Origin of the sequence: Pseudoduganella aquatica (genome assembly GCF_020865585.1) — a bacterium.
Taxonomy (GTDB): domain Bacteria; phylum Pseudomonadota; class Gammaproteobacteria; order Burkholderiales; family Burkholderiaceae_D; genus Rugamonas; species Rugamonas aquatica_A.
The window spans coordinates 3,489,885-3,512,765 of record NZ_CP086370.1; the positions used below are offsets into that span (position 1 = coordinate 3,489,885).

Genomic DNA, 22,881 nt, shown 5'->3' on the forward strand with positions numbered 1-22,881 from the left:
GAACAATATGGACCGAAACAAAATCAAGCCGCAGACCTTTTTATCGCGCGTGCCGCTGTTTAACTCGCTGCAGGAGGAGGAGCTGGACCGCATCGCGCTGGGCTGCACCGAGCTGCGGGTGGCGCGCGGAGACCTGATCTTCAAGCGCGGCGACCCGTGCAACGGCTTCCACGTGGTGCTGTACGGCCGCGTCAAGCTGGCCTTCCATTCGGCCCAGGGCGCCGAGAAGGTGATCGAGCTGATAGGCCCGGGCCACAGCTTTGGCGAGGCGCTGATGTTCATGGGCAGCCCCTACATCGTCACCGCGCAGGCGACCGAGGACAGCCTGCTGCTGCACGTGGCCAAGCCGGCGATCTTCCGCGAGATTGAAAATGCGCCGTCCTTCGCCTGCAAGATGCTAGCTGGCCTGAGCCAGCGCATGCACGGCCTGATGTGCGACCTGGAGTCCTACGCGCTGCGCAGCGGCACCGAGCGGGTGGCGGCCTTCCTGCTCAAGCAGCCGGCGCAGGCCGCCGCCGGCGAGACCACGATCACGCTGCCCGTTTCAAAAGCGGTGCTGGCTTCGCGCCTGAGCCTCACGCCCGAGCATTTCTCTCGCATCATGGCCGAATTGAGCGCGCGCCATCTGATCGCGTTCAAGGGCCGCAAGGTGGCGATTCTGAACCAGGATGCGCTGCAGCAGTGCGCGGGATGAAGGAGGGAGCATGCAAGACATAGAAAAATTCGTGCAGGGATTCGGCCGCTTCCAGCAGCGCTACTTTGGCGACACCCATGCGCTGTACGACAGCCTGCGCGCGCGGCAGACCCCGGGCACGCTGCTGATAGGCTGCTGCGATTCGCGGGTCGATCCCATGCTGCTGACCGGCAGCGACCCGGGCGACCTGTTCGTGGTGCGCAATATCGCCAACCTGGTGCCGCCTTGCACGCCGGACGCGCCGCCCGGCGTGAGTTCGGCCATCGAGTTCGCGGTCTGCAATCTGGAGGTGGAGCGGGTGATTGTGCTGGGCCACGCGCGCTGCGGCGGCATCCGCGCTTTGATGGGGCCGCGCCAGCCGCAGGGGGAGACCGACTTTGTTGGGCGCTGGATGAAGATAGCCGAGCCGGTGGCGCGCCAGGTGCGCGGCACGCTGGGTCACCGCGGGCTGGACGAGCAGCACAAGGCCTGCGAGATGGCCAGCATCCTGCATTCGCTGGACAACCTGCTGACCTATCCGTGGATCAAGCGCCGCGTGGACGAGGGCAAGCTCAAGCTGCACGGCTGGTACTTCGACATTGAAAGCGGCGCGCTGATGGCCTACTCGGCACGCCGCCAGCAGTTCCTGCCGCTGGTCTGTCCGCTGACGCGGCCTTAGGCGGGTTCGGGCCGCAGCAGGCGGCCCTGGCGGTCGAAGGCCAGCATCCACTCCAGCTGGCCTTCCCGGATGGCGCGCAGCATGCGGCGCAGCGCCTGTTCTACCGTGGCCGCCGCAGGCTGCGCGCCGGCCTCGCCGGCAAGGGCGCTCACCATCACCATATCCCACTGGGCGCCGATCTCGGCGGCTTCGCCGGCCAGCTGGCCGAAGCTTTCCACCTCGCCGGACGGCTTGTCCGCGCACATCACGGGCACCAGCGTCTGCGGCGCGTCCTGGCCCACGTGGCCGGGCGCGGATTCGGCCATGCTGAACGCGAACAGCAGGCGCTGTGGCTGTTCCTGCGCGGCGGCAGCGGCTAGCAGGTCTTCAAAACTGGCGATATTCATCTGTTTTCCTTGTCGGTTGTTTGAGGTTGCAGCCGCGCGTTGCGGCCATGCCATAGGTATAGCGCAGGCGGCGTCCGTCGCATATAGGCGGTCGGCATGAGGGGAACTAGGCATTCCGCACGAGAGACCGTGCCGTCCGGCCGCGCTTGATGCACATCAAGGCGCTGCGGCCGCGCGCTGCAGAAAATGGCCGCGCGGGGAAAGCCCGTCCACATGGAGGAATGATGTTCAGATCACAGACACGCGCGCCGCTGTCCCCGGCAGTGCAGGCCGGCACGCTGGCACTGCTGGCGGGGCTGCTGCTGGCCCAGGCGCGCGAACAGCCGCTGCCGCCCGCCGCCTGCGGAAGCGCGCAGGACGCTGCGGCGGCGCAGATACGCTACCAGGATGGCGCCACGGCCTGCTACGCCAGCCAGGAGGCCATGCTGGCGGCGCTGGCCGCGCCGGATCAGCCGGGCTTCGTGCGCGCGGTCTATGTGCGCGCGGGGGATGGCGCCGCTGCACCTTCCGCGTCCTGGCGCTGGCTGGACCAGCGCACCTTGATGGTGGCTGCCCGGCGCGCGTCCCTAGTCACAAAGGACTAGGCTTGCTACTCCTTCTCGCCGCGTCGAACGCACTTATTGCCGATTTCCAAGGACGCGCCGTCTTCGTAGACTGGCTTCCATCGACGGCTCCATGCATGTTGCATGGAGCGGTGTTTATATCCCGGCGCCGCCAAGGCGCCAGCGAGGAGCCAGCATGAGTCATTTTTTGGATCGCCTGAATTTCTTCAGCAAGGCCAGGTCGACCTTTTCCAACGGCCACGGCGCCGTGGTGGACGAGGACCGCACCTGGGAAAACGCCTACCGCCAGCGTTGGCAGCACGACAAGATCGTGCGCTCCACGCACGGCGTTAACTGCACCGGCTCCTGCAGCTGGAAGGTGTATGTGAAGAACGGGCTGATTACCTGGGAAACCCAGCAGACCGATTACCCCCGTACGCGCCCGGACCTGCCCAACCACGAGCCGCGCGGCTGCCCGCGCGGCGCCAGCTATTCCTGGTATGTGTATTCGGCCCAGCGCGTGAAGTACCCCATGGTGCGCGGCCGCCTGATGGACATGTGGCGCGATGCGCGCCGCACCATGGACCCCATCACCGCCTGGGAATACATCAGCCAGAACCCCGCCCGCGCCGCCAGCTACAAATCGGTGCGCGGCCTGGGCGGCTTCGTGCGCGCCTCGTGGGACGACGCCAACGAGATGATCGCCGCCGCCAACGCGCTCACCATCAAGAAATACGGCCCGGACCGCATCGTCGGCTTCTCGCCGATTCCCGCCATGTCCATGGTCAGCTACGCAGCCGGCACGCGCTACCTGTCGCTGATAGGCGGCGTGGCGCTGAGCTTCTACGACTGGTACTGCGACCTGCCGCCGGCCAGCCCGCAGGTATGGGGCGAGCAGACCGACGTGCCAGAATCGGCCGACTGGTACAACTCCACCTACCTGATGGTGTGGGGCTCCAACGTGCCCATGACGCGCACGCCCGACGCCCACTTCTACACCGAGGTGCGCTACAAGGGCACCAAGACGGTGGCCGTGTCGTCCGACTTCGGCGAGATGGCCAAGTTCGGCGACATCTGGCTGGCGCCCAAGCAAGGCACGGACGCCGCACTGGCCATGGCCATGGGCCACGTCATCCTGAAGGAATTCCACACCGAAGGCCAGTCCAAATACTTCAAGGAATACGCCAAGCAGTACACCGACTTCCCCATGCTGGTGCTGCTCAAGGAACACAACGGCCACCTGGCGCCGGACTACTTCCTGCGCGCCTCGCACCTGGACAAGAGCCTGGACGAGACCAACAACCCCGAGTGGAAAACGCTGGTCATTGATGAAACGAGCGGCGCCATCGTGGCGCCTGCCGGCTCCATCGGCTTCCGCTGGGGCGAGTCCGGCAAGTGGAACCTGGAGATGAAGCAGGGCGGCAACGGCCAGCCTGTCGATCCGCAGCTGTCCCTGCTGGGCGCTTGCGACGAAGTGCTGCCGGTGGCCTTCCCTTACTTCGGCGGCAAGGACGCTTCCGACATCCTGCTGCGCAACGTGCCCGTCAAGCGCCTGGCGCTGGCGGACGGCAGCACCGCGCTGGTGGCCACCGTGTTCGACCTGACCATGGCCAACTACGGCGTGGACCGCGGCCTGGGCGGCGGCAACGTGGCGTCCAGCTACGCGGACGACGTGCCCTACACGCCGGCCTGGCAGGTCAAGCACACCGGCGTGAAGGCGGCCGACGTCATCACCGTGGCGCGCCAGTTCGCCGAGAACGCGGACCAGACGCGCGGCAAGAGCATGGTCATCGTGGGCGCCGCGCTGAACCACTGGTACCACATGGACATGACCTATCGCGGCATCATCAATATGCTGATGATGTGCGGCTGCATCGGCCAGTCCGGCGGCGGCTGGGCGCATTACGTGGGCCAGGAGAAGCTGCGTCCGCAAACCGGCTGGACTCCGCTGGCTTTCGCGCAGGACTGGAACCGTCCCATGCGCCAGATGAACGGCACCTCCTTCTTCTACGCCCACACCAGCCAGTGGCGCCATGAGAAGCTGCACACCGACGAGATCGCTTCGCCGCTGGCGGGCGGCGACGTGGCGCCGATGACGCTGCTGGACTACAACGCCAAGGCCGAGCGCCTGGGCTGGCTGCCTTCCGCGCCGCAGCTGGAAACCAATCCGCTGCAAGTGACGCGCGCCGCTGCGGAAGCCGGCATGGCGCCGGCCGAGTATGCGGTGCAGCAGATCAAGGAAGGCAAGCTGAATTTCTCCTGCGACGATCCGGACAATCCCGCCAACTTCCCGCGCAATATGTTTGTGTGGCGCTCCAACATCCTGGGCAGCTCGGGCAAGGGCCACGAGTACTTCCTGAAGTATTTGCTGGGCACGCAGAACGCGCTGATGAGCGACGAGGACCATTGCATCAAGCCGCGCGACGTGAAGGTCCGTCCCGCCGCCGAGGGCAAGCTGGACCTGCTGGTGGTGCTGGACTTCCGCATGTCCACCACCTGCCTGTACGGCGACATCGTGCTGCCCACCGCCACCTGGTACGAGAAGGACGACCTGAACACGTCCGACATGCACCCCTTCATCCACCCGCTGTCCGAGGCCGTGCAGCCGCTGTGGCAGTCGCGTTCGGACTGGGAGATCTACAAGGGTCTGGCCAAGAAGTTCGAGGAAATCGCCGGCCCCTACCTCGGCACCCAGCAGGACCTGGTGCTCACGCCGCTGATGCACGACACCCCCGGCGAACTGGGCCAGCCTTTCGATCCCAAGGACTGGCGCGCAGGCGAGTGCGAGCCGCTGCCGGGCAAGACCATGCCCAACTTCACGCTGGTGGAGCGCGACTACACGCAGATCTACAAGAAGTTCACCTCCATCGGCCCGCTGCTGGAAAAACTGGGCAACGGCGGCAAGGGCATAGGCTGGAAAACCGGCCACGAGGTCGAGGTGCTGCGCGGTATCAACCGCACGGTGCTGGCCGAGGGCGTGAGCCAGGGCCAGCCCCGCCTGGACACCGCCATCGACGCGGCCGAGATGATTTTGTCGCTGGCGCCGGAAACCAACGGCCACGTGGCGGTCAAGGCCTGGGAGGCGCTGTCGAAGATTACGGGCCGCGACCACACCCACCTGGCGCTGCCGCGCGAGCATGACAGCATCCGCTTCCGCGACGTGCAGGCGCAGCCGCGCAAGATCATTTCCTCGCCCACCTGGTCCGGCCTGGAATCGGAAGAGGTGAGCTACAACGCCTGCTACACCAATGTGCACGAACTGATCCCGTGGCGCACGCTGACCGGCCGCCAGCAGTTCTACCAGGACCACCGCTGGATGCGCGACTTCGGCGAGGGCCTGTGCGTGTACAAGCCGGCCATCAACACCAAGACCACGGCGGCCACGCTGGGCGCCAAACCGAACGGCAACAAGGAAATTGCGCTGAACTTCATCACGCCGCATCAGAAGTGGGGCATCCACTCCACCTATTCGGACAACCTGCGCATGCTGACCCTGTCGCGCGGCGGCCCGCACGTGTGGCTGTCCGAGACCGACGCCAAGTCGGCCGGCATCGTCGACAACGACTGGATCGAGGTGTTCAACGTGAACGGCACGCTGACGGCGCGCGCCATCGTCAGCCAGCGCGTCCCCGAGGGCATGACGCTGATGTACCACGCACAGGAAAAAATCGTCAACACGCCGGGCGCGGAAATGTCGGGCAAGCGTGGCGGCATACACAACTCGGTCACCCGTGCCGTGACCAAGCCGACCCACATGATAGGCGGCTACGCGCAGCTGTCGTGGGGCTTTAACTACTACGGCACCGTGGGATCGAACCGCGACGAATTCGTCCTGGTGCGCAAGATGAACAAGGTTGACTGGCTGGAAGGCCCGCTGGTGGAAAAACAAGGGAGCATGGCATGAAAATACGCGCACAAATCGGCATGGTGCTAAACCTGGACAAGTGCATCGGCTGCCATACCTGCTCGGTCACGTGCAAGAACGTGTGGACCAGCCGCGACGGCGTGGAGTACGCCTGGTTCAACAACGTGGAGACCAAGCCAGGTATCGGCTATCCCAAGCAGTGGGAGAACCAGGACAAGTGGAACGGCGGCTGGCGCCGCACGGACGCGGGCAAGATCGAGCCGCGCCAGGGCAGCCGCCTGAAGATCCTGGCCAATATCTTCGCCAATCCCAATCTGCCGCAGATCGACGAGTACTACGAGCCCTTCACCTACGACTACGAGCGCCTGCAGAACGCGCCGTTGTCGGAGACGCCGCCCACCGCGCGGCCCATCTCGGTGCTGACCGGGAAGAAGATGGACAAGATCGAGTGGGGGCCGAATTGGGAAGATGACCTGGGCGGCGAATTCGCCCAGCGCAGCCAGGACAAGCTGTTCGACAATATGCAGAAGGAGATGTACGGCACCTTCGAGAACACCTTCATGATGTATCTGCCTCGCCTGTGCGAGCATTGCCTGAACCCGACCTGCGTGGCGTCCTGCCCGTCCGGTTCGGTGTACAAGCGCGAGGACGACGGCATCGTGCTGATCGACCAGGACAAGTGCCGCGGCTGGCGCATGTGCATCTCCGGCTGCCCGTACAAGAAGATCTACTACAACTGGTCTTCCGGCAAGGCCGAGAAGTGCACCTTCTGCTACCCGCGCATCGAGGCGGGCCAGCCCACGGTGTGCTCGGAAACCTGCGTGGGCCGCATCCGCTACCTGGGCGTGCTGCTGTACGACGCGGACCGCATCGAAGCGGCGGCCTCGGTGGCCGACGAGCGCGACCTGTATCCTTCGCAGCTCGGCCTGTTCCTGGACCCGCACGACCCGGCCATCATCGAGGAAGCGCGCCGCCAGGGCATCCCGGACGCGTGGCTGGAATCGGCCAAGCGTTCGCCGGTGTACAAGATGGCGGTGGAGTGGAAGGTGGCTTTCCCGCTGCATCCGGAATACCGCACGCTGCCCATGGTGTGGTACATCCCGCCGCTGTCGCCCATCCAGGCGGCGGCCGAGTCGGGCAAGCTGGGCAAGAACGGCATCCTGCCGGACACGCAAAGCCTGCGCATCCCGGTGCAATACCTGGCCAATCTGCTGACGGCGGGCGACCAGGCGCCGGTGCTCAAGGCGCTGGACCGCATGCTGGCCATGCGCGCCTATATGCGCGGCAAGAGCGTGGAGGGCGTGGAGCTGCTGGACGTGCTGAAGCAGGTGGGGCTGGACAAGGCCACGGTGGAGGATATGTACCACATCATGGCCATCGCGAATTACGAGGACCGCTTCGTCATTCCGAGCAGCCACAAGGAAATGGCCGAGGACAGCTTCAACGACAAGGGCAGCTGCGGCTTCAGCTTCGGCAACGGTTGCTCGGACGGCGTGAGCGACTCCAGCCTGTTCGGCAAGCGCAAGCACGGCTCGGCCATCTTCATGTCCATGCCCAAGTCGCGCAAGAAAAAGGAGGCGCTCGATGTCTGAGATGAACACCCATGAAGGCATGCGCGGCCTGCGAGTGCTGTCCGCGCTGCTGCTCTACCCGGAAGCGGAAATGCTGGAGGCGCTGCCGGAGCTGCGCGCGGCGCTGGACGGCCAGCCTTATTGGCAGGCGCGCCTGCAGCCGCTGTTCGCCCACCTGGGCGGCACGCCGCTGATCGCGCTGCAGCAGGAGTATGTGCAGACCTTCGACCGCAGCCCGTCGCATTCGCTGCACCTGTTCGAGCACATCCACGGCGAATCGCGCGACCGTGGCCAGGCCATGGTGGACCTGCTGGCCGAGTACAGCAAGCACGGCCTGCAAATGGTGGGCGACGACCTGCCGGACTACGTGCCGCTGTTCCTGGAGTTCCTGTCGCAGCAGGACGAGGCCACGGCGCTGCCCCTGCTGGGCGACGCCATCCACGTGCTGGCCCACCTGGGCCGCAAGCTGCGCGCTTCGGCCAGCCCCTATGCCTGCGTGTTCGACCTGGTTGAAACGCTGAGCCCGGTGGCGCCCGAGGAGTTGAGCGAGCCGCCGGTGCGCGACATGGACGAGGCGCTGGAAACCTTCGGCCCCGGCGCGGACGGCGTCGAGCCGCTGCTGGCCAGCGCCGCCATGGGCGCGGCCGGCCCCATCGCCGGCGGCCAGCAAGCCATCCATTTTTACCCGCGCGCGGCCGCCGCGCCGCAAGCCTGAGGAGAAAACCATGAATTATCTGCATCAATTTCTGTTCGGGATCTACCCCTATATCGCGCTGGCGGTGTTCCTGCTGGGCAGCCTGATACGCTTCGACCGCGAGCAGTACAGCTGGCGTTCCGAGTCCAGCCAGGTGCTGCACACGGGCCTGCTGCGCTGGGGCAGCCCGCTGTTCCACCTGGGCGTGATCGGCCTGCTGGGCGGCCACGCGGCCGGCCTGCTGACGCCGGTGTGGGTATGGGACGCGCTGGGTGTGAGCCACGGCGCCAAGCAGCTGGTGGCGATGGCGGCCGGCGGCCTGATGGGTTCGCTGTGCCTGGTCGGCCTGCTGATGCTGCTGGCGCGCCGTTTCAGCAACGACCGCGTGCGCCACGGCACCAGCCTGAAGGACAAGGTCGTGCTGCTGTGGCTGCTGGCCACCTTGCTGCTGGGCCTGAGCTCCATCTTCGCCTCGGCCTCGCATCTGGACGGCCACATGATGGTGCTGCTGATGAGCTGGGCGCAGCACGTGGTGACCTTCCGCGGCGACGCCGCCAGCTTCATCGTGGACGCGCCGCTGGTGTTCAAGCTGCACCTGTTCATGGGCATGTCGCTGTTCGTCATCTTCCCCTTCACCCGCCTGGTGCATGTGTGGAGCGGCTTCGGCGCGCTCGGCTATCTGAACCGCGCCTTCCAGCTGGTGCGTTCGCGCTAAAGGAGAGACATCATGGGTATAGCCGTCAACGGTATCGACATTACGGATGCGCAGATCGCCAGCGAGCTGCCACACCACCAGCAGGCCGCCAATCCGCTCAAGCAGGCGGTGCATGAGGTGGTGCTGCGCCAGCTGCTGCTGCAGGAGGCGGCGCGGCTGGGCGTGGGCGCCGGGCTGGAGGGCCAGGCCGTCAGCGAGGACGACGTGATCGAGGCGCTGTTCGAGCTGGAGCTGCGCGTGCCGCCGGTCAACGACGAAGCGTGCCGCCGCTACTACCAGGGCCGGCTGGAACGCTACCGCACCGGCGCCATGGTGGAAGCGCGCCACATCCTGTTCCAGGTGACGCCGGCGGCGCCGCTGGAGCTGCTGCGCCAGACCGCCGAGCTGCTGCTGGCCGAGCTGCAGGAAAGACCGGAGCGCTTCGAGGAACTGGCGCGCAGCTATTCCAACTGCCCCTCGGGCGCGGTGGGCGGCAGCCTGGGCCAGCTGCAAAAGGGTCAGTGCGTGCCGGAATTCGAGGCGCTGCTGTTCCGCCTGCAGCCGGGCGAGCTGGCCGGGCGCCTGCTTGAAACGCGCTTCGGCCTGCATATCGTGCAGGCGCTGCGCAGCGATCCGGGCCACCTGGTGCCTTACGAGGCGGTGGCGGCGCAGATAGCGGACGAGCTGGGCCGCCAGGCCTGGCAGCGCGCGCTGCACCAGTATCTGCGCATACTGGCCGGCCGCGCCGCCATCGAAGGCGTGGAACTGGAAGGGGCGGACTCGCCGCTGGTGCAGTGAACGCGGGCGGACTAGTCATTTCGGCCTAGTCCGCCTAGTCCTTCATGGGCAATGGCAAGGGCCGGCCGCGCCGCTACAATCGGCCTTATTGAGAGTGAAGGAGCATGACGATGTTAAGCGACCGGTTTGGCCGTAGCATCGACTACCTGCGGGTGTCGGTGACGGATCGCTGCGATTTGCGTTGCACGTATTGCATGCCCAAGGATTTCAAAGGCTTCGAACCGCCGCCGGACTGGCTCAGTTTCGAGGAAATCGGTCGGGTGGTGGGCGCCTTTGCGCGCCTGGGCACGCGCCGCGTGCGCCTGACCGGCGGCGAACCGCTGACGCGGCGCGGCCTGCCGCAGCTGGCGGCCAGCCTGGCCGCCTTGCCCGGCGTGGCGGATTTGTCGCTGTCGACCAACGCCACCCGGCTGGCGCGCCACGCGCTGGCGCTGCGCGCGGCCGGCGTAACCCGCCTGAACGTGAGCCTGGATGCGCTGGACCGCGAGGCCATGTGCAGCATCACCGGGCGCGACAGCCTGCCGTCCATCCTGGAAGGCCTGGCCGCCGCCAGGGAGGCGGGCTTCGACCCGATCAAGATCAATATGGTGGCCATGCGCGGCGTGAACGACAGCCAGATCGATGCCATGGTGGAATTCTGCATCGCGCAGCGCTTCATGCTGCGGCTGATCGAAGTCATGCCCATGGGCGCCACCGGGCAGGACAGCAGTTTCATGGACCTGGCGCCGGTGCAGCGCCGCCTGCAGCTGCGCTTCGGGCTGCGGCCGCAGGCGCTGGAACTGGGCGGCGGACCGGCGCGCTACCTGTGCACGCCGGACGGCGCGGTCAGCATCGGCTTTATCACGCCGCTGTCGCAGCACTTCTGCGCCACCTGCAACCGGGTGCGGCTGTCGGTGGACGGCACTTTGTACCTGTGCCTGGGGCAGGAGGAGAAATTCGAGCTGCGGCCCCTGCTGCGCGGCGGCGCCAGCGATGCCCAACTGGAGCAGGCGATCCGCGCCGCCATCGAACTGAAGCCGGAACAGCACGATTTCGGCCGCCAGCCGGAAAAGATCATCCGCTTCATGTCGCAAACCGGGGGCTAGCAAGCAAGCGCTGCCGTGTATACTTCATGCAAGCTCGCAGGGCGCAACAAGGGGAACGGCATGGCAGCAGATTTGGGAGCAGGCACTTTGGCCACCGCGGAAGCGGCGGCCCCGCCGCGCCACGCGCCCCTGTTCGCGGCGTGGCAGCGCCTGTCGACGCGCATCGTCGGCGTGCTGCTGAGTTTCCTGGCCGTGGCGCTGGTGGTGATAGGCGCCACGCTGCTGCTGTCCTGGCAGCTCGAGGGCAGCGCCGCCGCCATCAATGTGACGGGCAGCCTGCGCATGCACAGTTACCGTATGGGCATGTTGCTGACCAATATGCCGGCCCGGCCGGACGTGGCGGCCGCGCGCGAGGAAGTGCGTTTGCAAGCCGGACTCATCAGTGACACCCTGACCCAGCTGCGCCACGGCGACCCGCGCCGCCCGCTGTTCCTGCCGCCCGCCGCCGCCATCCGTGGCAATTTCGAGCTGGTGGAGCGCCAATGGCGCGAGGAACTGGCGCCGCTGGCCGGCACGCTGCTGCGCCAGCAAAGCCTGAGCGCCACCGACGCGCGCATGCTGGAAGGCCGAACGGCCCGCTTCGTGGCGGCCGCCGACGCCCTGGTGCAGCAGATCGAACACGACAGCGAGGAGCGCACCTTCTGGCTGCGCGGCTCTCAGCTGATGCTGCTGGCGCTGGCCATGGTGGGCACGGTCAGCATCATCTACCTGTTCTTCAATATGATCGTCACGCCGGTCACGCGCTTGCAGGCCGGCATGGAGCGCATGCGTGAGCGCGACTTCGAGGTGCGCCTGCCGGTGGACAGCCAGGACGAACTGGGCCAGCTCACGAACGGCTTCAACCAGATGGCCGACCGCCTGCAGCACGTGTACGGCGGGCTGAACGAGCTGGTCAGCACCAAGACCGCCGCGCTGGAGGGACAGAACCGCGAACTGGCGCTGCTGTACGACAGTGCCGCCTTCCTGCAGCAGCCCCAGCCCGCCGAAGCCTTGTGCGAAGGTTTCCTGCAGCGCCTGATCAGCTATTTCGGCGCCGACGGCGGCACCGTGCGCATGCTGGACCCGCTGCGCGGCAACCTGCACCTGCTGGTGCACCAGGGCATTTCCCCCGAGCTGGTGGAGGACGAGCGCTGCATCAAGGTGGGCGACTGCCTGTGCGGCGACGCCGTGGAGCGCAAGGTGGCCGTGGTGCATGACATGCGCCGCATCGACCCGGCGCTGTCGCTGCGCTGCCACCGCGAAGGCTACGCCACCGTGTCCGTGTTCCACATCTACGCGCAGCAGCAGCACCTGGGCTTTTTCAATCTGCATTTCCGCGAGCCCACCGTCATCGATGAAGGTCGCCGCGCCTTGCTCGACACCCTGGGCCAGCTGCTCGGCACCGCCATCGAGAACCGCCGCCTGGCCGGGCGCGAACGCGAGATGGCCATATCCGAAGAGCGCAACCTGGTGGCGCAGGGCCTGCATGACAGCATCGCCCAGGGGCTGAACTTCCTGCACCTGCAGGTGCAGATGCTGGAGCAGTCGCTGCGCGCCGGCGAGCAGGAGGAGGCGGCCGCCATCGTGCCGGCGCTGCGCGCGGGCGTCGAGGAGAGCTATCAGGACGTGCGCGAGCTGCTGCACAACTTCCGCGCCCGGCTGCCGGAGGGGAGCATCGCCACCTCGCTGCAGGAAACGGTGGACAAATTCCGCCGCCAGACCGGCATACCGGTGGAACTGGCGGCCGACAGCGACGGCGCGCCGCTGCCGCGCGAGCAGCAGCTGCAACTGCTGTTCATCGTGCAAGAGGCGCTGTCCAATGTGCGCAAGCACGCGGGCGCCAGCAAGGTGAAGGTGAGCCTGAGCGACCGCCAGGATTTCATCCTCAGCATCGAGGACAACGGGGCCGGCTTCGTGCTGGACGAGCTGCCCGCGCGCGGCGAAGGCCATGTGGGCATCCACATCATGCGCGAGCGGGCGCAGCGCATCGGCGCGCAGCTCAGCGTGCAGTCGCGCCCTGGTGAGGGCACCCGCGTCGAGCTGCATCTGCCGCGGGCGCTGCGCCGCGCCGCCTGAAACCAATTTTGTAGAGAGGTCTTGATATGCAAACTGCCGATAAACCGATCACCGTGCTGCTGGTGGACGACCACACGCTGTTCCGCAGCGGCGTGAAGTCCCTGCTGCAGCGGCACCCGGAATTCGTCGTGGTGGGCGAGGCGGCGGACGGCGTGGAGGGCATCAAGCGCGCCCAACAGCTGCAGCCCCAGGTGGTGCTGCTGGACCTGAACATGCCCGGCATGTCGGGCGTGGAAACCTTGCAGCTGATGCAGCAGGACTGCCCGGACAGCGCCATCGTCATGCTCACCGTGTCCGAGGACGCGACCGACCTGTCGGTGGCGCTGCGGGCCGGCGCGTCCGGCTATCTGCTGAAAAATATCGATACCGAAGCGCTCACGCGGGCGATACGGCGCGCGGCCGATGGCCAGACCGTGGTGGCGGAGGCGATGACGGCCAAGCTGGTGGCCCAGCTGCACGGCGCGCCGGCCACCCCGGCCGCGTCGGAGCTGGACAAGCTCACGCCGCGCGAGCGCGACATCATTGCCGGCCTGGCGCGCGGCGAGAGCAACAAGCTGATCGCGCGTTCGCTCGAGCTGTCGGAAAGCACGGTGAAGATCCACGTGCAGAACGTGCTGAAGAAGCTCAAGCTGAACAGCCGCGTGCAAGCGGCCGTGTATGCGGTGGAGCACCGCCTGTCCGAACGCTGAGCGGGCGGGGGCGGACTCAACCGCCGCAGCAGCCCCCGCAGCAACCGCCGCCGGTACCCGCCGGTTCGGCCGGATAGCCCGCCTGGGCCAGGCTGCCGGCCAGCGAGGCCGGCGTGGCTTTGTCCGCGTCGTACCGTACGCTGGCCAGGCTGTTGAGCAGCGAGACGCGCACGTCGCTCACGCCGCCGATGCCGGCCAGGACATTGGCCACCTTGTCGGCGCAAGCCTCGCCGTTCATGCCGTTGATGCGCAATACTGCGTTTTCCATTTTCGTTCTCCCGATGTCGATAAGTGCCGCCAGCGTAAGCCAAGCGCGGCCTGCGGTCGATGAGAAAAGTGTGCGTCGCAGCCTTATTTCCGCATTCCTTAACATGGATCATCTTTGCCCTTCGCCGCGCTTCACAAGCGTTGCGCCCGGGCAGAAAATGAAGTTTTACGGAGCACGAGAATCATGAGCCTGCTACATATCGACGAGCCTGCCGCAGCGCTGCACAGCGCCGGCCACTTCAGCAGCCATCCCTTGTGGCGGCTGGGCTTCCGGCCCTTCTACCTGGCCGCCGCGCTGTTCGCCGCGCTGGCTGTGCCACTGTGGGTAGCCCGGCTGTATGGCTGGCTGGACGGCTCCCTCGCCGCCAACGTGGGGCTGTCCTGGCATATGCATGAGATGGTGTTCGGTATGGCCAGCGCCGTCATCGTCGGCTTCCTGTACACGGCGGGCCGCAACTGGACCGGGCTGTGGACCCCGGTCGGCGGCAGGCTGGCTGCGCTGCTGGGCCTGTGGCTGGCGGGCAGGGCGGCCATGCTGCTGGCCCCGCCCGCGCTTGCGGCGCTGGTGGACACGCTGTTCCTGCCGGTGGCAGCCTGGCCGCTGTTCAGCGTGATGCGCCGGGCCGGCAACCGCCGCAACTATTTCCTGGTTGGCTTGCTGGGCCTGCTGGCTGCGGCCAATGCCTGCTACCACGCCGCAGTGCTGGGCTGGCTGGCGCTGGCGCCGGCGGCATCGGTGCAAGCGGCCATCCTGGTGATCGTGGTGATGGAATCGGCCATCGGCACCCGCGTCATTCCCATGTTCACCCGCAACGGCGCGCCGGGCAGCGCGCCTGCCAGCCATGTGCGAACCGACCAGGTGTCGATCGCGCTGCTGGCGGCCAGCGCGCTGGCGTGGACGGTGGGCGCCCCGGCCTGGCTGCTGGCGCCGCTGGCCGCCGCCGCAGGCGTCCTGGCGCTGTTGCGGCTATGGCGCTGGCAGCCGCAGCGCACGCTGCGCTTGCCGCTGCTGTGGATACTGCATCTGTCCTACGCCTGGATAGGCGTGGGCATGCTGCTGCTGGCCCTGTCCGCGCTGGGCATGGCGGCGCCCGGCGCGGCTTTCCACGCGCTGGCGGTGGGCTCGATGGCGGGCCTGATCCTGGGCATGATGACGCGCACCACGCTGGGCCATACCGGCCGCATGCTCAAGGCGGGGCGGGCGGAAAGCGCGATCTTCGTGCTGATCCAGCTGGGCGCGCTGGCTCGCGTGGCGGCGGCCTTGCTGGACGCTGCGTGGGCGGGGCCGCTGCATGCCGCCCTGGTGCTGCTGAGCGCGGCCGGCTGGAGCACCGCTTTCGCCGTGTATGCGCTGGTGTACGCGCCGTATCTGGCGGGCGCCCGCATCGACGGCAAGGAGGGCTGACATGGGACGCGCTCACGCCACGCTGGACAAGACGGCGGACGACGCGCCGTCCGATATCGCCCTGTTTGCGGAGGTGCACGATGTGCTGCTGGAGCAGGTGGCGCTGCTGCAAGAGCGTTCCGGTCCGAAGATGATGGCGGGCCTGGCCGAACTGATCGAGGACTTCGCAGCGGACTTCGCGTTGGAGGAGGGCTTGATGGGCGTGCTCGAGTGCAAGGCGCGCAATCAGCACGCGGCGCAGCACGATGCGCTGCTGCACTGGCTGCGTTCTTTGCTGCACGGCGACGAGGCCGTCTGCCGCACGGCGCTGGACGAACTGCCGGCCTGGTTCCACTGGCATCTGGAAACCTCGGATATGGCGCTGGCCGTGGCGCTGCATGGAGCGGGCAGCGCCCAGGGCAAACTGTTTTTGTGAATTTCTTGATCCAGGTTAAGTAAAGACTCATCGAGGCTTCACAATTGTTATTGTCGCGCAGATAATTCCGTTGCTTTTTTGATGAGGAATCGTATGCGTAACCTTCAGCCTGGCGGCAGCCGCGAGTACGTTTTGCGCGATGACGAGACGATCGTCTCCAAGACCGATTTGCGGGGCAATATCACTTATGTGAACCTGGACTTTTGCAAGATCAGCGGCTTTACCGCCGAGGAGCTGCTGGGGGCGCCGCAGAGCATCGTGCGGCATCCGGACATGCCGAAGGAAGCGTTTGCGGATCTGTGGCGCACCATCCGTGCCGGCAAGGCCTGGACCGGGCTGGTGAAGAACCGCTGCAAGAACGGCGATTTCTACTGGGTGGAGGCGAACGCCGCGCCCCTGATCGAAGGGGGCCGGGTGGTGGGCTACACGTCCATACGGGTCAAGCCCGCGCGCGCCAAGGTGGAAGCGGCGGACGCAGCCTACAGCGCCATCCGCACCGGCGGTTCGCGGCTGGGGGTGCGCGATGGCGCCGTCGTGCCGCAGCGCTTGCTCGCTGCGCTGGGGCGGCGGCTGGACTTGCCGGTCGGCGCGCGCCTGGGCGCCATGGCCGCCGCCGGCGCGCTGCCGGCGGCGCTGGCCGTGGGCGCGTCCTATGCCGGCAGTGCCGCTGGCTGTGCGCTGTTTGGTGCGCTGTCGGTTGGGCTGAGCGGCGCGGGCGCCGTGCTGCTGCACCGCATGCTGGCACAGCGGCTGCGCGCCATGCAGGATGCGATCGCGCACATGAGCGCAGGCGACCTGAGCGCGCGTATCGACGCGCGCGGCAGCGGCGAGGTGGCGGCGGTGTCGGAAGGCTTGCGCGTGCTGCAGACCAATATCAAGCTGCTTGTTGGCCAGATCAAGGAGGTGACCAGCGTGGTCAACAGCGGCGCGGAGGAGATTGCCCGGGGCAACGCGGACCTGTCCGGGCGCACCGAGGCGCAGGCCGGCGCGCTGGGCGAGACCGCATCTTCCATGTCCGAGCTGGCCGCCACGGTGCGCCAGAATGCGGACAACGCACACGAGGCGCACCGCCTGGTGGACGCGGCGGCCGGCACCGCGCAGGCAGGCGGCTACGCCGTGCAGGAGGTGGTGGCGACCATGGCCGCCATTGAAGCCGGTTCGCGGCGGATTGCGGACATTATCGGCGTGATCGATGGCATCACTTTCCAGACCAATATCCTGGCGCTCAATGCGGCGGTGGAGGCGGCGCGGGCGGGCGAGCAGGGGCGCGGTTTCGCGGTGGTGGCGTCCGAAGTGCGGCAGCTGGCGCAGCGTTCGGCGGCGGCGGCCCGGGAAATCAAGGCGCTGATCGGCGGCGCGGTCGAACAGGCCGCCACCGGCAGCCGCCTGGCGGATGGCGCGGGGCGGACCATGTCGGCGCTGGTGGACTCGGTGCAGCAGGCCGCGACCTTGATGGCCGACATCAGCACCGCCAGCCAGGAGCAGCGCGCCGGCATCGACCAGCTCAACCACGCCATCAGCCTGATCGACGCCACCACGCAGCAGAACGCCGCGCTGGTTGAGCAAGCCGCTTGCGCGGCCGAGAATATGCGCGGCCAGGCCGGGGCGCTGGCGCAGCTGGTGGAGTCATTCCAGCTCGTGCCGCGCCGGACGCTGGTGCTGTGACATTGTGTGAACATTGCTCACATGCAAATCGGCGAGAATGCGTATTCCTACAAGCACGAGGATGTCCATGCACGCAGTTTTCGCCCAAAACCTGTCGGCGGTGATGTGCATCGACATGGTGCTGAAAGAATAGCGCCTTACTTGGGCGCGCCGCTGATGGCCGGAGGCGGCGCTGCGGCAGGGACCGCGGCCGGCGCGGCGTAGATGACGATCGGCTGCAATGGTGCCGACTTCTGCCCAGAGTTGCTGATCAAAAACGCGGTCACCGAAGTCGAGACCGCCACGCCTGCAATGACGGTGCCGGCGACCCATTTGATCGTTTCGCTCAGTGCGCGCTGGAGATTGGCCTCGAATTGGGCAATTCGAATGGCGTTTTCCTGCTCAATGTTTTTAAGGCCGGATTTCAATGCCAGTTCAATGCTGTCCATACGGGCGTGATTCGCTGCGTTTGCTTGCCTGAACTCGGCTTGATATTCGCTTAATGTGGCTGTCAATTTGGCATTGGCCTGCCTGAACTCGGTTTGATAGTCTTTCAAGGTGACAATCAGCTCGGTGTTCGTTTTTTGGGCGTCATTCTCCATCCTGGCCGTGGCGGCCTGGACCGTGGCGTCGATGTAGTCCTTGTCAGTGGCAGCGCTCATAAAAAGCATGATCGGCCTGCGGCCTGCCACTGTCAATCACGCCACGGTTGGCGGTTGAGGCCAGTCAAAGGCTGTCGCGGGCGGCCAGTTCGCTGGGGGTGGCGAGCAGGAACATATTGCCGCTCAGCGCGGACAGGCTCTGCTTGCGGCGCTCGTCGCGCGCCTCGCTGGTCTCGTCCGCGCTTCGGGCGGGGGCGCCGGACTGGTACAGGGCCAGCGAGTCCATCAGGTCGCGCGCCAGCGTGTGGCTGGTGGGCGTGGTCTTGTCCGAAGCGAGCTTGCCCATCATGAATTTCAGCACCTGTTCGGACTGGCTGGCGGTCTGCAGCAGGCTGGCCTTGACCAGCTTGCCGTCCTTGTAGCCCAACTCGACATTGCTGCTGGCGGTGTCGTCGATCAGGTGGTACTCGTAGTTCTGCGATTGTGGCGTGGTGTCGAGTTTCAGCGCGCCGCCTTTTTTCAGCGGCTCGTGGAACTGGGCGCTCAGGTGCGACTGCTGGCTCTGCGCGATGGTGCGGTCGTCGCGGCGTTCGCCTTCGGTGCGGGTGTTCTGCGACACTTCGTAGCTGAAGCTGTCCTTCTCGCCCAGCCGAAGCGGATTGCTCCATGCCGGCGCCTGGGTGACGGAGGCGCTGAAGTCGGCCAGCCCCGTCAGCGCGGCGTGGTCTTCGGCCGCCAGCGTCCACTTGCCCGGCAGGGAAAGGCCACGGTCCTGTTCCGCCTCGCGGGTGGAAGTGCGGCTCATGTCCGAGAAAGCGTCCTTGAACATGGTCATCACCTTGGCGTCGCCGTGGCCGCGCGCGGTGGCCTGGTCGAATTCCTTCAGATAGCTGCTGATGGCCTTGTTCTGCTGCTCCCTGGTGCCCAGGCTCTCCAGCTTGCTGGTGTCGATGCTGACCTCGGCCTTGCCGGCCGCGCCGCCTATGCTTACCTTGCGCTGCGTGCCGTCCGCATGGAAGTCCAGCGTTTGCGTGCTTGGGGGCAGGGTGCTCTGCTTGACGGCGGCGTGGAAGTCCACCGACTGCAGGAATTTGCTGTCGAAGCCGGCTAGCCCACCCAGGCGTATCTGCGGGTCGTCCAGCGCCATGCCGTCGATGGCGGCCTGGAAGCCCGCCGCCAGGCCGGACAGCGCGTTGCGTTCGTCGTCGTTCAGCTCGCCGCTGGCGCTCACCTGCAAGGCCATGCCGTCGTCCAGGCTGGCCAGCGTGAGGTCCACCTTTACGCCGCTGCGGGTGGTGATGCTGAGGCTGAATTTGTTGTCCACCGTCTCGGGCAGGGCCGCCTGCTCGACAGGGATGACCGCGCCAGCCTTGAACTGGCCCAGCATGTCGGCGCCCAGGTCCTTGAAGCGCATGGCGGTGGTGGGCGGCAGGGTGATTTCCTCCGCTTCGCTTTGCCTGGCTGCGGCAAGGCCGGCCGAACTCAGCTTAACGACGGTGGAGGGGGAGGCCCAGTCCATTGCCGGGGTAGCGGCTTTGGGGGGGGAAGCCGGCGCGCGCGGGGTGACCGGCTGCCAATTTGAGAGCGTGGAGATGGAAGTCATGCTGCTTTAACGGCAAATGTTTCTGTAAAGTTTAGGCTATGTAAAATTGCGTAATGACAATAGTCTTGCAAGTGGCAGGCGGATAGAATGCGACCATCCTATAAAGGCCTTGTCCAATGCAAAAAATTCTGCTGACCTGCTGCGTTGCCAGCACCGCCGTGATGTACGTTGACGGCGCCGCCTTCGCGCAAACCCAAGCCGCCGCGCCGGAAGTGGTGGTGAAGGGCGCCCCGCTCAAAAAAGAGCCCAAGCCCGTCGAAAAGTCGACCGAGACCGGTGTGCCGGTGCCGTCGGTGACGGTGGCGGGCGAACGCCCCACCAACCGCATCGACCGCCAGGTGTACGACGTGAAATCCGACGTCGGCAGCTCCAACGGCACGGCGGCGGACGCGCTGAACAACGTGCCGTCCGTGGCGGTGGATCCGGACGGCGCCGTCACGCTGCGCGGCAGCAGCAACGTGCAGATCCTGGTCGACGGCAAGCCGTCCGCCATGATGCAGGGCGATAACCGCGCCGCCACGCTGAACGCCATGGCGGCGGACGATATCGAATCGGTGGAGGTCATCAACAATCCCGGCGCGCAGTTCGGCAACGAGGGCGGCGGCGGCCCCATCCTGAACCTGGTGATGCGCCGCAACCGCAAGCCGGGCGGCTTCGCCACCGTCAACGCCAACGCCGGCAAGGACGGACGCTATAACAGCGCCGTGTCCGGCAGCTACAACGAGGGCGCGTGGGGCTACCAGGGCGGCATCAACGTGCGCCACGACGGCCGCAACTCGGTGGGCGATACCGTGCGCGACCGCACCAATCCGCTCACCGGCCTGGTCGAGCACAGCACCCAGGACAGCGTGCAGCACGGCCTGAACGATTCGGTGGGCCTGAACGGCACCGTCAGCTACAACCTCGGCGCCAAGGACACACTGACCGCGAGCGCCAATTACACCGCGCGCGGCAACGACCAGAAAGTCAGCGAGCACTATGCGACCGCGGCCGGGGCCGCCACCATCAGCGACTACCTGCGCAGCACGCAGCGCGAGGGCGACACCAAGAGCTACAGCTGGGGCGCGCGCTGGGACCATAAGGGTGAAGCGCCGGGCGAGAGCATGAAGACGGACTTGCGCGTGTCCCACACGGACAACGACAACGACAGCGCCTACAGCAATGTCTACACCGTCCGTCCAATCAACGCGCCGGCGGAGCGCAGCCGCCAGTCCAGCGACACCGGCACCCGCATTGTCGATTTCACCGGCGACTATGAACGCAATATCGGCGGCGGCTCGGCCAAGCTGGGCTACAAGGTGGCCGAAACCAAGAGCAGCTTCGACGTGCTGTATGCCGACATCAACCCCGCCACGCTGGCCGAAACCATCAATCCGGCGCGCACCAACCGCTTCAACCTGGACGAGACCACGCTGGCGCTGTACGGCTCCTACCAGATGCGCCTGAACGACAACTGGGGCGCGCTGGCCGGCATGCGGGTCGAGCACACCGAGATGGATATCGACCAGATCACCAGCAGCATCTCGGCGAAGAACAGCTACACCAGCTACATCCCCAGCTTCTTCGCCACCTACAAGGTGAACGAGACGGCCAATATGCGCTTCAGCTACGCGCACCGCATCCGCCGCCCGATGCCGAACGACCTGAACCCCTACGTGGTGTACCGCGACGAGTTCAACGTCTCGTCCGGCAACCCCATGCTGAAACCGGCCAAGACCGACTCCTTCGAAGTGGGCTACGAAACCAAGTTCGGCACGCTGGAAACCAATCTGCGCGCCTATTTCCGCGACGAATCGGACACCATCATTGAGCGCAGCAGCTACATCGGCAACAACGTGCTGCTGACCACGCGCGAAAACGGCGGCGCCAGCCATTCGAGCGGCCTGGAGTTCACCGTCAGCGGCAAGCTGACGCCGACGCTGACCCTGAACACCAGCGGCAACCTGGCGCGCAGCGAACTGACCTCGCGCGACCTGAGCGGCGCGGACATCACCCGCAACGCCAGCTCGCTGAGCGGCCGCGCGCGTTTGAACTACCAGTACGACAGCGCCACCCAGCTGCAAGCCATGCTGCAAATGCAGGGCAAGACACTGACCGGCCAGGGCTACCGCGAGCCCAGCCACATGCTGAATCTCAGCGTGCGCCACGCGCTGACGCCGCAGCTGAGCCTGGTGATGAATATGACCGACGCGCTGGCCTCGGCCAAGATGGCGACCGTGATCGACACGCCGCTGCTGAAGGAAACCACGTCGCGCCGCTTCGACAGCCGCGTGTTCTACATCGGCCTGTCGTACCGCATCGGCGGCGCATCGAGCGCAGGCGAGGGCAGGGGCGAGCAGTTCCAGGGACCGCGTCCGGGCCAGGGGCCGGGCGGCCAACGCGGCGACGGTCCGGGTCCTGGCCCGGGCTTCTAAATCCATGTGCTGCCATGCTAATATCTTAGCTTTAGATCAGCATGCGCGGCACTATGGAAACAGCAGTTATCCCGGGGACCTTCCAGCTGGACCGGTCCCGCAACGCCACGGTGCAGGTATTCGAGCATTTGCGCGAACTGATCGTCACGCTGGCGCTCGAACCGGGCGCCGTACTGCCGCGTAACGACCTCACGCGCTACTTCAACCTGTCCGCCACGCCCATCCGCGACGCGTTGACGCGCCTGGGCGACGAAGGATTGGTGGACATTTTCCCCCAGCACGTTACGCGCGTGCGCAGCGTGGACCTGGCGTCCGCGCGGCAAGCGCAGTTCCTGCGTTTATCGGTTGAACTGGAAATTGTGCGTACGCTGTCGCAGAAGCCGGAGCCTGCGCTGGCGCAGACCCTGCTGCAACTGGTGGAGCGCCAGCGCGCCTGCCTGGAAGCGGGCGACCTGAAGAACTTCACCCAGATCGACCTGGCTTTCCACCAGCAGCTCTACCAGGCCGCGCAGCTCGAGCAATTGTGGCACACGATGCGCAGCGGCAGCGGCAATCTGGACCGCCTGCGGCGCCTGCACCTGCCGCTCAACGGCAAGGCGCAATCGATATTGGAAGAACACAGCGCCATCGCCCGCGCCATCGGCGCAGGCGACCCGGCGGCGGCGCAGGGCTGCGTGCGCCAGCACCTCTCCGGCACGCTATCCGAGCTTGATCAGCTCAAGCTCAAGTATCCGAGTTTTATGCCGCCGATAGCTTGAGCTTTGGCGGGTTACTCTACGCTAACCCGCCCTACGGTATTC

20 protein-coding genes are annotated in these 22,881 nt (G+C 66.4%); 16 read left to right on the forward strand and 4 right to left on the reverse strand.

Annotated features, from left to right (window positions below; genetic code table 11):
* Positions 1-7: 7 nt before the first annotated feature.
* Both KT882_RS15615 and KT882_RS15620 read left to right on the forward strand, forming a co-directional pair.
* Positions 8-694, forward strand: coding sequence for a Crp/Fnr family transcriptional regulator (locus tag KT882_RS15615; protein ID WP_161074442.1), 687 nt, complete (start codon positions 8-10; stop codon positions 692-694).
* Between the two features lie 10 nt (positions 695-704).
* Positions 705-1,352: a carbonic anhydrase gene (locus tag KT882_RS15620; RefSeq protein WP_161074441.1), complete on the forward strand. Its 648-nt coding sequence runs from the start codon at positions 705-707 to the stop codon at positions 1,350-1,352.
* Here the strand turns inward: KT882_RS15620 and KT882_RS15625 are convergent.
* Entirely contained in the window at positions 1,349-1,738 is a 390-nt protein-coding gene (locus KT882_RS15625) for a hypothetical protein (protein WP_161074440.1), read from the reverse strand. The two genes, KT882_RS15620 and KT882_RS15625, sit on opposite strands and share 4 nt — an antisense overlap.
* 221 nt (positions 1,739-1,959) lie before the next feature.
* Between KT882_RS15625 and KT882_RS15630 the strand changes: the two genes are divergently transcribed.
* The 9 genes from KT882_RS15630 (at position 1,960) to KT882_RS15670 (ending at position 13,731) form a co-directional block, all read left to right on the forward strand.
* Positions 1,960-2,322: a hypothetical protein gene (locus KT882_RS15630; RefSeq protein WP_228892437.1), complete on the forward strand. Its 363-nt coding sequence runs from the start codon at positions 1,960-1,962 to the stop codon at positions 2,320-2,322.
* A 154-nt stretch (positions 2,323-2,476) separates the two neighbouring features.
* Positions 2,477-6,184, forward strand: a complete 3,708-nt coding sequence (locus KT882_RS15635; protein ID WP_228892438.1) for a nitrate reductase subunit alpha — start codon at positions 2,477-2,479, stop codon at positions 6,182-6,184.
* On the forward strand, positions 6,181-7,737 hold the full coding sequence (narH, locus tag KT882_RS15640; protein ID WP_161074437.1) for a nitrate reductase subunit beta: 1,557 nt from the start codon (positions 6,181-6,183) through the stop codon (positions 7,735-7,737). Before KT882_RS15635 ends, narH begins: the two co-directional genes overlap by 4 nt.
* Positions 7,730-8,431 (forward strand): nitrate reductase molybdenum cofactor assembly chaperone, encoded by a 702-nt coding sequence (gene narJ / locus KT882_RS15645; protein ID WP_161074436.1) that lies wholly within the window; start codon positions 7,730-7,732, stop codon positions 8,429-8,431. Before narH ends, narJ begins: the two co-directional genes overlap by 8 nt.
* Before the next feature lie 10 nt (positions 8,432-8,441).
* Positions 8,442-9,125 (forward strand): respiratory nitrate reductase subunit gamma, encoded by a 684-nt coding sequence (gene narI / locus KT882_RS15650; RefSeq protein WP_161074435.1) that lies wholly within the window; start codon positions 8,442-8,444, stop codon positions 9,123-9,125.
* 12 nt (positions 9,126-9,137) lie between these two features.
* Positions 9,138-9,902, forward strand: coding sequence for a peptidylprolyl isomerase (locus KT882_RS15655; protein ID WP_228892439.1), 765 nt, complete (start codon positions 9,138-9,140; stop codon positions 9,900-9,902).
* 110 nt (positions 9,903-10,012) lie between these two features.
* Positions 10,013-10,987, forward strand: coding sequence for a GTP 3',8-cyclase MoaA (gene moaA / locus KT882_RS15660; protein ID WP_161074486.1), 975 nt, complete (start codon positions 10,013-10,015; stop codon positions 10,985-10,987).
* 60 nt (positions 10,988-11,047) lie between these two features.
* Positions 11,048-13,042, forward strand: a complete 1,995-nt coding sequence (locus tag KT882_RS15665; RefSeq protein ID WP_161074433.1) for a type IV pili methyl-accepting chemotaxis transducer N-terminal domain-containing protein — start codon at positions 11,048-11,050, stop codon at positions 13,040-13,042.
* Positions 13,043-13,068: 26 nt separating this feature from the next.
* Complete coding sequence (locus KT882_RS15670; RefSeq protein WP_161074432.1) at positions 13,069-13,731, forward strand: response regulator; 663 nt, start codon at positions 13,069-13,071, stop codon at positions 13,729-13,731.
* 16 nt (positions 13,732-13,747) lie between these two features.
* Here KT882_RS15670 and KT882_RS15675 read toward each other — a convergent pair whose 3' ends face one another.
* Positions 13,748-13,999, reverse strand: a complete 252-nt coding sequence (locus KT882_RS15675; RefSeq protein WP_161074431.1) for a heavy-metal-associated domain-containing protein — start codon at positions 13,997-13,999, stop codon at positions 13,748-13,750.
* A gap of 183 nt (positions 14,000-14,182) precedes the next feature.
* Between KT882_RS15675 and KT882_RS15680 the strand changes: the two genes are divergently transcribed.
* The 3 genes from KT882_RS15680 to KT882_RS15690 all read left to right on the forward strand — a co-directional run bounded on the left by KT882_RS15680 (position 14,183) and on the right by KT882_RS15690 (position 17,483).
* The gene (locus KT882_RS15680; RefSeq protein ID WP_228892440.1) at positions 14,183-15,403 is read left to right on the forward strand and encodes an NnrS family protein; all 1,221 of its coding nucleotides are present in this window, start codon (positions 14,183-14,185) and stop codon (positions 15,401-15,403) included.
* A gap of 1 nt (position 15,404) precedes the next feature.
* Positions 15,405-15,818 carry a hemerythrin domain-containing protein gene (locus tag KT882_RS15685; RefSeq protein WP_161074429.1) on the forward strand — a complete coding sequence of 138 codons (414 nt, stop codon included), beginning with the start codon at positions 15,405-15,407 and terminating at the stop codon, positions 15,816-15,818.
* 93 nt (positions 15,819-15,911) lie between these two features.
* Positions 15,912-17,483: a methyl-accepting chemotaxis protein gene (locus KT882_RS15690; protein WP_228892441.1), complete on the forward strand. Its 1,572-nt coding sequence runs from the start codon at positions 15,912-15,914 to the stop codon at positions 17,481-17,483.
* A 137-nt stretch (positions 17,484-17,620) separates the two neighbouring features.
* On the opposite strand, the gene KT882_RS15695 is transcribed toward KT882_RS15690, so the two are convergent.
* Together KT882_RS15695 and KT882_RS15700 are read right to left on the reverse strand one after the other, a co-directional pair.
* Complete coding sequence (locus KT882_RS15695; RefSeq protein WP_161075286.1) at positions 17,621-18,133, reverse strand: hypothetical protein; 513 nt, start codon at positions 18,131-18,133, stop codon at positions 17,621-17,623.
* A gap of 55 nt (positions 18,134-18,188) precedes the next feature.
* Positions 18,189-19,583, reverse strand: a complete 1,395-nt coding sequence (locus KT882_RS15700) for a hypothetical protein (RefSeq protein WP_228892442.1) — start codon at positions 19,581-19,583, stop codon at positions 18,189-18,191.
* Positions 19,584-19,783: 200 nt separating this feature from the next.
* On the opposite strand from KT882_RS15700, the gene KT882_RS15705 reads away from it, so the two are divergent.
* Positions 19,784-22,081: a TonB-dependent receptor domain-containing protein gene (locus KT882_RS15705; protein ID WP_228892443.1), complete on the forward strand. Its 2,298-nt coding sequence runs from the start codon at positions 19,784-19,786 to the stop codon at positions 22,079-22,081.
* Between the two features lie 53 nt (positions 22,082-22,134).
* Positions 22,135-22,839 (forward strand): GntR family transcriptional regulator, encoded by a 705-nt coding sequence (locus KT882_RS15710; RefSeq protein WP_161075283.1) that lies wholly within the window; start codon positions 22,135-22,137, stop codon positions 22,837-22,839.
* Positions 22,840-22,881 lie beyond the last annotated feature (42 nt).

Coding starts and splice junctions, on each gene's coding strand:
- narI (WP_161074435.1), top strand. CDS start 8,442: ATGAATTATCTGCATCAATTTCTGTTCGGGATCTACCCCTATATCGCG.
- narJ (WP_161074436.1), top strand. CDS start 7,730: ATGTCTGAGATGAACACCCATGAAGGCATGCGCGGCCTGCGAGTGCTG.
- KT882_RS15675 (WP_161074431.1), bottom strand. CDS start 13,999: ATGGAAAACGCAGTATTGCGCATCAACGGCATGAACGGCGAGGCTTGC.
- KT882_RS15680 (WP_228892440.1), top strand. CDS start 14,183: ATGAGCCTGCTACATATCGACGAGCCTGCCGCAGCGCTGCACAGCGCC.
- KT882_RS15670 (WP_161074432.1), top strand. CDS start 13,069: ATGCAAACTGCCGATAAACCGATCACCGTGCTGCTGGTGGACGACCAC.
- KT882_RS15700 (WP_228892442.1), bottom strand. CDS start 19,583: ATGGACTGGGCCTCCCCCTCCACCGTCGTTAAGCTGAGTTCGGCCGGC.
- KT882_RS15690 (WP_228892441.1), top strand. CDS start 15,912: ATGCGTAACCTTCAGCCTGGCGGCAGCCGCGAGTACGTTTTGCGCGAT.
- KT882_RS15665 (WP_161074433.1), top strand. CDS start 11,048: ATGGCAGCAGATTTGGGAGCAGGCACTTTGGCCACCGCGGAAGCGGCG.
- KT882_RS15625 (WP_161074440.1), bottom strand. CDS start 1,738: ATGAATATCGCCAGTTTTGAAGACCTGCTAGCCGCTGCCGCCGCGCAG.
- KT882_RS15685 (WP_161074429.1), top strand. CDS start 15,405: ATGGGACGCGCTCACGCCACGCTGGACAAGACGGCGGACGACGCGCCG.
- KT882_RS15710 (WP_161075283.1), top strand. CDS start 22,135: ATGGAAACAGCAGTTATCCCGGGGACCTTCCAGCTGGACCGGTCCCGC.
- KT882_RS15635 (WP_228892438.1), top strand. CDS start 2,477: ATGAGTCATTTTTTGGATCGCCTGAATTTCTTCAGCAAGGCCAGGTCG.
- narH (WP_161074437.1), top strand. CDS start 6,181: ATGAAAATACGCGCACAAATCGGCATGGTGCTAAACCTGGACAAGTGC.
- KT882_RS15655 (WP_228892439.1), top strand. CDS start 9,138: ATGGGTATAGCCGTCAACGGTATCGACATTACGGATGCGCAGATCGCC.
- KT882_RS15615 (WP_161074442.1), top strand. CDS start 8: ATGGACCGAAACAAAATCAAGCCGCAGACCTTTTTATCGCGCGTGCCG.
- KT882_RS15620 (WP_161074441.1), top strand. CDS start 705: ATGCAAGACATAGAAAAATTCGTGCAGGGATTCGGCCGCTTCCAGCAG.
- moaA (WP_161074486.1), top strand. CDS start 10,013: ATGTTAAGCGACCGGTTTGGCCGTAGCATCGACTACCTGCGGGTGTCG.
- KT882_RS15705 (WP_228892443.1), top strand. CDS start 19,784: ATGCAAAAAATTCTGCTGACCTGCTGCGTTGCCAGCACCGCCGTGATG.
- KT882_RS15630 (WP_228892437.1), top strand. CDS start 1,960: ATGATGTTCAGATCACAGACACGCGCGCCGCTGTCCCCGGCAGTGCAG.
- KT882_RS15695 (WP_161075286.1), bottom strand. CDS start 18,133: ATGCTTTTTATGAGCGCTGCCACTGACAAGGACTACATCGACGCCACG.